11 protein-coding genes are annotated in these 11,263 nt (G+C 39.4%); all 11 read left to right on the top strand.

Features of this window, described 5'->3' with window-relative positions:
* Positions 1-136 precede the first annotated feature (136 nt).
* On the top strand, positions 137-1,258 hold the full coding sequence (dnaN, locus tag BLV54_RS07775; protein WP_090570177.1) for a DNA polymerase III subunit beta: 1,122 nt from the start codon (positions 137-139) through the stop codon (positions 1,256-1,258).
* Positions 1,259-1,337: 79 nt separating this feature from the next.
* Positions 1,338-3,746 (top strand): DNA topoisomerase (ATP-hydrolyzing) subunit B, encoded by a 2,409-nt coding sequence (gene gyrB / locus BLV54_RS07780; RefSeq protein ID WP_090570180.1) that lies wholly within the window; start codon positions 1,338-1,340, stop codon positions 3,744-3,746.
* Positions 3,747-3,937: 191 nt separating this feature from the next.
* Positions 3,938-4,321: an ATP synthase subunit I gene (locus BLV54_RS07785; protein WP_090570182.1), complete on the top strand. Its 384-nt coding sequence runs from the start codon at positions 3,938-3,940 to the stop codon at positions 4,319-4,321.
* 27 nt (positions 4,322-4,348) lie between these two features.
* Complete coding sequence (gene atpB, locus BLV54_RS07790; RefSeq protein WP_090570185.1) at positions 4,349-5,158, top strand: F0F1 ATP synthase subunit A; 810 nt, start codon at positions 4,349-4,351, stop codon at positions 5,156-5,158.
* A 49-nt stretch (positions 5,159-5,207) separates the two neighbouring features.
* Positions 5,208-5,480 (top strand): F0F1 ATP synthase subunit C, encoded by a 273-nt coding sequence (atpE, locus tag BLV54_RS07795; RefSeq protein ID WP_090570188.1) that lies wholly within the window; start codon positions 5,208-5,210, stop codon positions 5,478-5,480.
* A gap of 39 nt (positions 5,481-5,519) precedes the next feature.
* Entirely contained in the window at positions 5,520-5,993 is a 474-nt protein-coding gene (locus BLV54_RS07800) for a F0F1 ATP synthase subunit B (protein ID WP_090570191.1), read from the top strand.
* On the top strand, positions 5,993-6,529 hold the full coding sequence (locus BLV54_RS07805) for a F0F1 ATP synthase subunit delta (RefSeq protein WP_090570196.1): 537 nt from the start codon (positions 5,993-5,995) through the stop codon (positions 6,527-6,529). Before BLV54_RS07800 ends, BLV54_RS07805 begins: the two co-directional genes overlap by 1 nt.
* 11 nt (positions 6,530-6,540) lie before the next feature.
* The gene (gene atpA / locus BLV54_RS07810) at positions 6,541-8,082 is read left to right on the top strand and encodes a F0F1 ATP synthase subunit alpha (protein WP_090570199.1); all 1,542 of its coding nucleotides are present in this window, start codon (positions 6,541-6,543) and stop codon (positions 8,080-8,082) included.
* 3 nt (positions 8,083-8,085) lie between these two features.
* The gene (gene atpG / locus BLV54_RS07815) at positions 8,086-8,967 is read left to right on the top strand and encodes a F0F1 ATP synthase subunit gamma (protein ID WP_090570201.1); all 882 of its coding nucleotides are present in this window, start codon (positions 8,086-8,088) and stop codon (positions 8,965-8,967) included.
* 28 nt (positions 8,968-8,995) lie between these two features.
* Positions 8,996-10,375, top strand: coding sequence for a F0F1 ATP synthase subunit beta (gene atpD / locus BLV54_RS07820; RefSeq protein WP_090570204.1), 1,380 nt, complete (start codon positions 8,996-8,998; stop codon positions 10,373-10,375).
* A gap of 27 nt (positions 10,376-10,402) precedes the next feature.
* Positions 10,403-10,825: a F0F1 ATP synthase subunit epsilon gene (locus BLV54_RS07825; protein ID WP_090570207.1), complete on the top strand. Its 423-nt coding sequence runs from the start codon at positions 10,403-10,405 to the stop codon at positions 10,823-10,825.
* The last annotated feature ends 438 nt before the right edge of the window (positions 10,826-11,263 follow it).

Genomic DNA, 11,263 nt, shown 5'->3' on the forward strand with positions numbered 1-11,263 from the left:
ATCCACAAATTATCCAATTAAAATTCTTATTTTATACAAGGCAAAAATTCCATTTATCTCATTGATTTTTATTTTATTTTTTAAGATATACCAGAATTACCTTATCTTTATATATTATTACTGAAAGTTAAATTTTATGAATTTAATAAAAGCTAACCGGGATTTTTTGCTAAAACCTTTGCAAACTGTCAGTGGTATTGTCGAACGTCGTCATACTTTACCAATACTTTCCAACGTCCTTATCAAGAAAGAGAATGGAAAGATTATTTTTGTAACTACTGATCTTGAAATAGAAATTGAAACGTATTTTCAAGCTTCTGAAACGGTGATCGCACAGGAATTCTCCGCTGTTACTGTTTCAGCAAAAAAGATGTTAGATATCTTGCGTACTTTTCCTTCCGATACAGAAGTTACCCTATCAAAAATTGATAATCGGGTACAGGTTAATGCAGATAAAAGCCGTTTTAGTTTGCAAATACTTTCTGCAGATGATTTTCCGAGAATGACTAAGGAAGAGATTCCTGAGATCACACTTAGACTCTCGCAACAAAATTTTAAAAATCTTCTTCACTTAGTCCAATATGCTATGGCACAGCAGGATATTCGCTATTATCTGAATGGTTTATTGCTTTTAATCGAAGGCAACCAATTGAAGGTTATAGCTACTGATAGTCATCGTCTTAGCTATAGTTCTATTGAATTGGAAAATGAATGGGAAAGAAAAGAAACAATCATTCCTCGGAAAACCGTGCAGGAACTTTCAAAATTGCTTAATGATAATGATGAGCCTGTTGCTATCGAAATCTTTCCAAAAAAGATACGCTTTATCTTTTCTGATGTTGTATTGATTTCCAAAGTTATCGAAGGAAAATTTCCAGATTTCAATCGTGCGATTCCTACAAATAATACCAAACAATTCAATATAAATCGCCAAAGCTTTCTGCAAGGGTTGCAACGAGTTGCCATCCTATCCAATGCGAGTGAAAAATTTCGAGGAGTAAGACTAATTATTTCAAGTGGCGTGTTAAGTATCGTTTGTAAAAATAGTGAACAAGAAGAAGCCCAAGAAGATCTCGAAATTGACTATAACCAAGATACTATCGATATCAGTTTTAATATTACTTATTTATTGGATGTACTGAATAATCTCAATAATGACAGCGTTCAATGTGCTTTTGAAAATGCCAATAGTAGTACTTTGATAACCATTCCAGGGAATGATCATTTTAAATATGTTGTGATGCCGATGCGACTGTAAAAAAAGAAAAAAATCCCCAAATTATTTTTATTAGGCAAAATATTTTTTCAACAAGTACTACTAAAAGTGATCAATCATGATGAACGAAAAAAACTCCAGTAAATCTCGCGAATATAATTCAGATAGCATCAAAATTCTAAAAGGGCTTGATGCTGTTCGTAAACGTCCTGGTATGTATATCGGCGATACCAGTGACGGCACTGGGCTACATCATATGGTATTTGAAGTAGCCGATAATGCCATCGACGAGGCCTTGGCTGGTCACTGTGATGAAATTATTGTCATCATCCACTCTGACAACTCTGTTAGTGTGCACGACAATGGTCGTGGTATTCCCACTGGAATAAAGCAGGATGATGAATTGAAACGATCAGCGGCAGAAATCGTTATGACCGAATTACATGCGGGTGGAAAGTTTGATGACAATTCCTACAAAGTATCGGGAGGATTGCATGGCGTCGGCGTGTCCGTAGTAAATGCACTGTCAGAATGGTTGCGTTTGACAATTCGACGTGAAGGGAAAATTCATTATATAGAATTTCATAAAGGTGTGCCGCTTTCACCGTTAAGTGTGATAGGTGAAACTGAAAAGCATGGAACTGAAGTTCATTTTCTGGCAAGTAAGGAAATTTTCGGTGATATAACCTTTCACTATGATATCTTCGCAAAGCGATTACGTGAGCTTTCTTTTCTGAATAATGGTATCAAAATTAAACTGATTGATCAGCGTAATGATAAGGAAGAAGTATTTTCTTTCGCAGGGGGTATTCGTAATTTTGTCGAATATATCAATCGAACAAAGACAGTCTTGCATCCTGCCATCTTTTACGCTAATGGCATGAAAGATAATATAGTGGTAGAAGTCTCGATGCAGTGGAATGATAGTTATACTGAACAAGTTTTGTGTTTCACAAATAACATTCCTCAAAAGGATGGGGGCACCCACTTGACTGGATTGCGAGCTGCGATGACGCGCACGCTCAATAGCTATATCGAAAAAAACGAATTGGCCAAAAAAGCTAAGGTTGATACGACAGGTGATGATATGCGTGAGGGGTTGACCTGTGTCCTGTCGGTAAAGCTGTTTGAACCCAAATTTTCATCACAAACAAAAGAAAAACTTGTGTCATCTGAAGTGCGCCCTGCTGTGGAAGAAATCGTGACACAAAAACTTTCAGAATTTTTACTTGAGCACCCAAGTGATGCAAAAATGATCTGCAACAAAATCATCGATGCAGCCAGAGCACGTGAAGCAGCTAGAAAAGCACGTGAATTAACTCGACGTAAGGGTGTACTGGACAGTATGGGATTGCCGGGAAAGCTTGCTGATTGTCAAGAAAAAGATCCAGCATTATGTGAGCTTTATCTGGTGGAAGGTGATTCAGCTGGGGGATCTGCTAAACAGGGTCGGGATCGAAAATTTCAAGCGATCATGCCGCTTAAGGGAAAAATACTGAATGTGGAAAAATCTCGCTTTGATAAATTGATTTCTTCCCAGGAAATTATTTCACTCATTACTGCGCTCGGAACAGGCATTGGTAAAGATGAGTTTAATCCTGACAAACTACGCTATCATCGCATCATCATCATGACTGACGCAGATGTCGATGGTTCACATATTCGCACACTCTTGTTGACGTTCTTTTATCGGCAAATGCCTGAATTGATTGAGCGTGGACATATTTACATCGCCCAGCCACCACTTTACAAAATTAAAAATGGTAAAGAGGAGCGTTATGTCAAAGATGATTATGAACTAAAACAATATATGCTTGGCTTAGCGTTAACCAATGCTGAGCTTTATGCTCATGAAAATAAACCACCTCTTACTGGTGAAACTCTGGCAAATATTGCTCGTGAATATTTGTTGGCAGAAGCGGTTATCGAGCGTATGAGTAGGCTTATCGATAGCGGTGTCTTGTATGCTTTGCTTAAGCAGCCTAATATCGATTTAAGTAACGAGGTAGCAGCATTGAATAGTGCAGCCAGGCTAACTTCAATACTTCACGATGTTGAAATCGAAGCAGAATTCAATGACGTATTGGAACATTTCCGTCTTAAGATAATTCATGTATATCATGGTAATGTTCAGATCAGTTATCTGGATCATGATTTTGTACAAAGTTCTGATTTCTTACAAATTCAAAAAGCTGCACAAGTCCTTGATGGTTTAATAGGGGAAAACGCATTCGTCAAGCGTAGAGAGGAAAAGCAGTCTGTCAAAGAATTTAAAGAAGCGCTTGATTGGTTGTTGGAAGAAGCAAAAAAAGGAGTAAATATTCAGCGTTATAAAGGATTAGGAGAAATGAATCCGGAACAATTATGGGAAACCACCATGGATCCTGCTAACCGTAGTTTGTTACGTGCACAAATTGAAGACAGCATTCTTACAGATGAAATTTTTACAACACTCATGGGAGATGTAGTAGAGCCTCGTAGAGAATTCATTGAAAAAAATGCATTGCGAGTAACCAATCTTGATATATAGAGGAATTCAGTCTCTATGAAACAAAATACTTGATCTATTTCACAAATCATTTTGAAATCATCACTTGGTATTTGCATTTTTTATATTTTTTGAATCAGCCCGCGTTGACTGATAAGCCTAAGCGGGTTAAAATCAAGCTCTTTTATATGTGCGTGTAGCTGAAAAATTTTCGGTTCTAAGCGAGAACGATAATGCCTTGGATACGAAATAAACCACTGCACGTGGTGATACGCTGGCAAGTATTATTTACAGCATTTATAGCGCTAGTATTTTGGGGAGTATTTGGGTTGCATGCGGCTATTTCAGGATTTCTTGGTGGAATGGTCAGTGTGATTTCTTCAATAATCTATGCGCTCATAATTTCTCGTCATAAAAGTTATACAGCTGGTGGTGCAATACGTACAGCACTCAGAGCAGAGGCAGTAAAAATAGTTGTTATAATAACTTTGCTTTGGACAGTATTTGCAGTGTATGAAGAAGTTAATGCTAGCGCGTTTATCGGAGTATTTGTCATAACAGTAATCATCTTTAGTATGGCATTATTTGTGCCTGATGATTCTAAAGATATTAAATAACAAAATTAAATAGCAGATAATTCAATAATGGCATCAGATCTTGAGCTTACTCCAACCTCATATATAAACCATCATCTTACTAACTTAACTGCATCTCTAGGAGATGGGCCGTTTTGGACATTGCATGTGGATACATTGCTGATGTCTATCATTCTCGGCGTCCTGGGAATGGGTATTTTGTGGCTAATAGTGCGTAGAGCAACGCCCGGCGTGCCAACTAAACGACAGGCCTTTGTTGAGTTACTTGTTGAATTTGTCGATTCGCAAGTAAAGAATACATTTCATGGTGATAGGCACGCATTTGTCGCGCCGGCTGCATTAACTATTTTTGTTTGGGTGTTGCTGCTTAATACAATGGATTTGTTGCCAATAGATATTATGGCATCGATTTATGAGCATGTATTTGGATTGCATAATTGGCGCTCCGTTCCAACTACAGATGTGAATACCACTTTTGCATTAGCGCTCTCGATATGGTTCTTGATGATATTCTTTAATGTTAAAGTAAAAGGATTGGGAGGGTGGTCATATGAGCTGTTTTGTACGCCATTCGGCAAAAATCCAATACTTTGGCCGCTGAATTTATTGTTTAACCTTATTGAATATGTATCAAAGCCTCTGTCACATTCTCTGCGGCTTTTTGGGAATATCTACGCAGGAGAAATCATTTTCCTACTTTTGGGTATGTGGGCTGCTACTGGCGTTACAGGCTCTTTCTTTAGCGTGATTCTGGGTGCAGGATGGTTAATTTTTCATATTCTTATAGTAACACTCCAGGCATTTATTTTTATGATGCTTGCAGTGGTTTATCTATCAATGGCGCATGAATCACATTAAATAGATACAAGTTTTTTTAACATAAATTTTTTAAAGGAAGGAAAAAACAATGGAAAAGTTGCAATTTCTCGCAATGATACAAGCTTATACCGGAATCGGAATTGGTTTGATGATTGGATTGGGTGCAGCAGGAGCATGTATTGGTGTGGGAGTTATGTGTAGTCGCTTTCTTGAGGGTGCCGCACGCCAACCAGAAATGATTCCAACTTTACAAGGTAAAGTTTTCTTGTTATTAGGATTGACTGACGCATCATTCATTATTGCCGTTGGCTTGGCCATGCTATTTGCTTTCGGTAATCCCTTATTAGCGGTAATTCAATAATATTTATTTGCAATTAATAAAACTTACACGAAGCTGGCTATGAATATTAATTTCACTCTCATATCTCAAGCAGTAGCCTTTTCGATATTTGTATGGTTTACGGTCAAATTTGTATGGCCACCTTTGTTGCGAGCAATTGAAGAGCGTCAAAAGCAAATTGCAGATGGCTTGGCTGCTGGTGAGCGTGGCAAAAAAGAGTTAGAGCTTGCAAGTCAAAGATCTTCAGAAGTATTGAAAGAAGCCAAGCAACGCGCTACAGAAATTATTGCACAATCTGAGAAGCGAGCAACGGAGATTGTTGAAGAAGCCAAGGAAAATGCAAAGATAGAAGGGAATCGAATATTGACAGCTGCTAAAGCTGAAATCGAGCATGAAATATTTGGGGCAAAAGAAGCTTTGCGTCAACAAATTGCCGATTTAGCATTAGCAGGGGCAACAAAAATATTGCGGCGTGAGGTGAATGCCAAAGTCCATGCCGATCTACTTGCATCTATTCAAAAAGAGTTGAAGTAATGGCTGAGGAAATAACAATTGCTAGACCTTATGCTGAAGCTGTATTTAAATTAGCAAAGGAAAAGAATGCATTATCGTCTTGGTCGGATATGCTAAATGCTCTTATTGAGACAACATCAGTAGAGCAAATACGAGCACTTGTAGCAGATCCAGGTGTACCAACCGGCAAATTAGCTGAAATAATTTTAGAGGTTTGTGAAAATAAGCTCGATAATGAAGGAAAAAATTTAGTTACTTTACTGATTGAAAATAATCGTTTAGAACTGCTTCCGCAATTAAGCGCCTTGTATGAACAGCTAAAATCTGAGTATGAAGGAATACTGGAGGCAAGTATTATTTCTGCGTACGCTATTTCAGATAGTCAACTAGAACAATTAGTATCGATGCTTGAAAAAAAATTCAAATGTAAAATTAAAGCAAAAGTAAACATAGATCCAGAGTTAATAGGCGGAGTAAAGATAGTAATTGGCGATGAAGTTATTGATAGCTCCGTACGCGGTAAACTCGAGACCATGTCTGTTGCCCTCAAAAGCTAGGAGTTATTAAAATGCAGTTAAATCCATCAGAAATCAGTGAGCTGATTAAAAATAGGATTGAAGGACTTTCTATATCTACCGAAGTTCGTACTCAAGGCACCATCGTATCATTAACCGATGGGATTGTCCGAATTCACGGTCTTTCAGATGTTATGCAAGGTGAAATGCTTGAGTTTCCAGGCAATACCTTTGGTTTGGCATTGAATTTAGAAAGAGATTCAGTCGGTGCGGTTATTCTGGGTGCTTATGAACACCTCACTGAAGGCGATACTGTCAAATGCACAGGACGAATATTGGAGGTACCGGTTGGTGAAGGTTTGTTAGGACGGGTAGTTAACGCATTAGGACAACCCATAGATGGGAAAGGACCTATCTCTGCTAAGGGAACAGAGCCCATAGAAAAAATTGCACCAGGCGTCATTTGGCGACAATCTGTTGATCAACCAGTTCAAACTGGGCTTAAGGCCATTGATTCCATGGTACCAGTTGGTCGAGGCCAGCGCGAATTGATCATTGGAGACCGTCAGACCGGGAAAACGGCTGTAGCAATAGATGCAATCATTAATCAGAAAGGTGAGAATATGATCTGTATCTATGTGGCAATTGGGCAAAAAGCCTCATCAATTGCAAACGTCGTGCGTAAGCTTGAGGAGCATGGTGCAATGGAGTACACCATTGTCGTTGTGGCATCTGCTTCTGAGTCCGCCGCGATGCAATTTATAGCTCCTTATTCAGGTTGCACGATGGGTGAATATTTTAGAGATAGAGGGCAAGATGCGCTCATCGTATATGATGATTTGACCAAACAGGCTTGGGCATATCGTCAAATATCGTTATTGCTCCGTCGACCTCCTGGTCGGGAAGCTTATCCAGGGGACGTATTTTATTTACATTCTCGCTTATTGGAACGTGCAGCAAGGGTAAGTGCAGATTATGTCGAAAAAAATACAAAGGGAGCGGTTAAGGGAAAAACAGGTTCGTTAACAGCGTTACCAATAATTGAAACGCAAGCAGGTGACGTAACTGCATTTGTGCCAACCAATGTTATCTCCATTACTGATGGACAGATATTTCTAGAAACAGATCTATTTAATGCTGGAATCCGTCCCGCTATTAATGCAGGTATTTCTGTATCGCGCGTCGGCGGGGCAGCACAAACAAAAGTAATTAAAAAACTAGGTGGTGGTATACGATTAGCATTGGCGCAATATCGTGAACTTGCTGCTTTTGCACAGTTTGCATCGGATTTGGATGAAGCAACACGTAAGCAACTTGAGCGGGGAAAAATGGCGACTGAGCTGATGAAACAGTCGCAATTTGCTACATTGAGTGTTTCAGAGATGGCATTGACACTTTTTGCGTTGAATAAGGGATATCTTGATGATGTCGAAGTCAAGCGAGGTTTAGCATTTGAAGCTGCTTTGAGAAGCTATATGCGTAGCCAACATGCTGGAATCATGGATAAGATTGAAACAACCAAAAATCTGGATGATGCGACTGAGCAAGCATTATCAGCAGCAATTGAAGAATTTAAAAAAACTGGGGCATATTAACTGATGGCTGGAAGCAGGGAGATACGCAATAAAATCCGAAGCGTTAAGAATACGCAGAAGATTACTCGTGCTATGGAAATGGTTGCTGCATCAAAAATGCGTAAAGCTCAGGAACGCATGAGAAAAGCTCGACCATATGGTGAGAAAATCCGCAATGTTGCTGCTCATATGAGTCGTGCGAGTACGGAATATCACCATCCTTTTTTGATAGGACGTGATACGGTAAAACGTATTGGTATTATTGTAGTGACCTCAGATAAAGGTTTGTGTGGCGGCCTTAATACTAATGTTTTGCGCAAAGCTGTAAATCAGATGCGCACGTGGGAAGCCGAAGGTGAGCAAATCGAAGTATGTTGCATTGGCAACAAAGGCCTGGGTTTTATGAGTCGCATTGGAGCAAACATCATTTCCCATATAACGGGTCTTGGTGATACACCAAATATCGAGAAATTGATAGGTGCTATCAAGATAATGCTTGATGGATATACAGCGGATCGATTTGACAGGGTCTATCTTTTCTACAATCGCTTTGTAAATACGATGAAGCAAGAGCCTCTGATGGAGCAGTTGTTGCCATTATCTGATGAGCGCTTACGTGCAGGGGAGCAGGATACCCACCAAAGGAAATTATGGGATTATTTATACGAGCCTGAAGCGAAGCCAATAATAGATGATATTATGGTTAGATATGTTGAAGCATTAATCTATCAGGCAGTAACAGAAAATATGGCATCGGAGCAATCTGCTAGAATGGTTGCTATGAAAGCTGCTTCAGATAATGCAGGTAATTTAATTAATGAGTTGACATTGATTTATAACAAATCTCGTCAGGCCGCAATTACTAAAGAATTGTCAGAAATTGTTGGTGGTGCAGCCGCTGTTTAATCAATATTTTAGTTTTTAGGGAACAATAATGAACCAGGGTAAAATTGTTCAATGTATCGGTGCAGTGATTGATGTCGAATTTCAGAGGGAGAGTGTTCCTAATGTTTATGACGCACTGATAATGAAAGGCACGGATTTAACACTTGAAGTACAGCAGCAGCTCGGAGATGGGATCGTAAGGACAATTGCTCTCGGATCTTCTGAAGGATTGCGCCGAGGAATGACAGTTGAAAATACGGAAAAGCAGATCACAGTGCCTGTAGGTACGAAAACGCTTGGTCGTATTATGGACGTACTAGGCAGACCTATTGATGAAATGGGCGACATAGGTGCTGAAAAAAGCATGCCCATTCATCGTGCTGCACCTGCTTTTGATGAACTTACGGCTTCAACTGAACTATTAGAAACGGGCATTAAAGTTATTGATTTAGTCTGTCCATTCGCTAAAGGCGGAAAAATTGGTTTGTTTGGTGGTGCAGGTGTAGGTAAAACTGTGAATATGATGGAGTTGATCCGTAATATTGCGATTGAGCATAGTGGCTACTCTGTATTCGCAGGTGTTGGAGAAAGAACTCGGGAAGGCAATGACTTTTACCACGAGATGAAGGAATCCAAGGTATTGGATAAGGTTGCTCTGGTTTATGGCCAGATGAATGAGCCACCAGGTAATCGTTTGCGTGTAGCATTAACTGGGTTGACCATGGCAGAGTCATTCCGTGATGAGGGCCGTGACGTTTTATTTTTTGTAGATAATATCTACCGTTATACACTTGCTGGAACAGAAGTGTCTGCGTTGCTTGGACGGATGCCTTCTGCTGTGGGCTATCAACCTACGCTTGCTGAAGAGATGGGACGTTTACAAGAACGTATTACATCTTCTAAAACAGGATCTATTACATCCATACAGGCTGTCTATGTACCAGCGGATGATTTAACGGATCCTTCTCCAGCAACAACATTTGGACATCTTGATGCTACGGTAGTATTGTCGCGTGATATCGCGTCGCTGGGAATTTATCCTGCAGTTGATCCGCTCGATTCCACATCTCGACAATTAGATCCAATGATCGTTGGAGAGGATCATTACAATACTGCTCGTGCAGTACAGCAAACATTGCAGCGATATAAGGAATTACGCGATATTATTGCAATTCTTGGCATGGATGAACTTTCACCTGAAGATAAATTAACTGTAAGCAGGGCAAGAAAGATTCAGAGATTCTTATCTCAACCATTCTTTGTGGCAGAAGTATTCACTGGTTCACCCGGCAAATATGTGCCATTGAAAGAAACAATCAAAGGGTTTAAAGGGATTGTCAATGGTGAATATGATGATGTACCAGAGCAGGCCTTTTATATGGTTGGTGGAATCGAAGAAGCGATTGAGAAAGCTAAAACGATTCAATAAATAAAGCAAATATAATATATAAACCAAATGGGCACAATATTTCATCTGGATATTGTAAGTGCTGAAGAATCAATATATTCTGGACCCGCAGAGTTTATTGCGGCACCTGCACTTATGGGAGAAGTGGGGATTTTTCCTAATCATACACCAATGCTTACGCGTATTCGATCAGGTATGGTGAGAATTAAAGCTCCTTTAAAAGACGAAGAAGCAGTTTATGTATCAGGTGGTATGTTAGAAGTTCAACCAGACGTGATAACGATACTAGCTGATACTGCCATACGTGGCAAAGATCTCGATGAAGCTAAAGCTTTAGAAGCAAAAAGAAGAGCTGAAGAAGCTATGAAAAATAAAATATCTGAGATTGAATATGCGCGTGCTCAAGCTGAATTAATTGAGGCAGCAGCTCAACTTACTGCTATTCAAAAACTCAGAAATCGCGGTCACTAGAATAAAATAAGTTGATAGCCGTTTAATAAAACGGTTATCAACAGTACAAGCAGAGGGCCAGAAAGCAGTCTGATATATATTTTGATACGCTTTGGTCATGCAATATCGTTTTTATTTTAATCTCTTCAGGTCAATTCTCTGACCCCTTGGGGCGTTAGAAACAGCAGAGGCGACTGTCCCGAAGAGGAAAAAACAACGTAATACCCCGCTGCTTGAGCGGGGATAATCGTTGTTTTAGGTCGCCACAATTTTATTCAAATCTTCTGATTTCATTTCCTATATCCAGCGCGATAATTTCATGCTGCGATATCCTTTCTTTGTCTTTTTGATAAAGTATTTACCTAACGTGAGTTCGACATAAGAAAAGAAGTAAAAGGAATCTGAATTCCTTATGATGAAGCGAATTTGGAAAAGAGTTTCATCATTAGAGGAGTCAGA

It is taken from the genome of Nitrosomonas sp. Nm33, assembly GCF_900107265.1.
Taxonomy (GTDB): domain Bacteria; phylum Pseudomonadota; class Gammaproteobacteria; order Burkholderiales; family Nitrosomonadaceae; genus Nitrosomonas.

Bases quoted from the DNA above. Each gene is read 5' to 3' on its own strand.
- atpB (WP_090570185.1), top strand. From the start codon at position 4,349: ATGGCATCAGATCTTGAGCTTACTCCAACCTCATATATAAACCATCAT.
- BLV54_RS07805 (WP_090570196.1), top strand. From the start codon at position 5,993: ATGGCTGAGGAAATAACAATTGCTAGACCTTATGCTGAAGCTGTATTT.
- BLV54_RS07800 (WP_090570191.1), top strand. From the start codon at position 5,520: ATGAATATTAATTTCACTCTCATATCTCAAGCAGTAGCCTTTTCGATA.
- atpA (WP_090570199.1), top strand. From the start codon at position 6,541: ATGCAGTTAAATCCATCAGAAATCAGTGAGCTGATTAAAAATAGGATT.
- dnaN (WP_090570177.1), top strand. From the start codon at position 137: ATGAATTTAATAAAAGCTAACCGGGATTTTTTGCTAAAACCTTTGCAA.
- BLV54_RS07785 (WP_090570182.1), top strand. From the start codon at position 3,938: ATGCCTTGGATACGAAATAAACCACTGCACGTGGTGATACGCTGGCAA.
- atpD (WP_090570204.1), top strand. From the start codon at position 8,996: ATGAACCAGGGTAAAATTGTTCAATGTATCGGTGCAGTGATTGATGTC.
- atpE (WP_090570188.1), top strand. From the start codon at position 5,208: ATGGAAAAGTTGCAATTTCTCGCAATGATACAAGCTTATACCGGAATC.
- atpG (WP_090570201.1), top strand. From the start codon at position 8,086: ATGGCTGGAAGCAGGGAGATACGCAATAAAATCCGAAGCGTTAAGAAT.
- gyrB (WP_090570180.1), top strand. From the start codon at position 1,338: ATGAACGAAAAAAACTCCAGTAAATCTCGCGAATATAATTCAGATAGC.
- BLV54_RS07825 (WP_090570207.1), top strand. From the start codon at position 10,403: ATGGGCACAATATTTCATCTGGATATTGTAAGTGCTGAAGAATCAATA.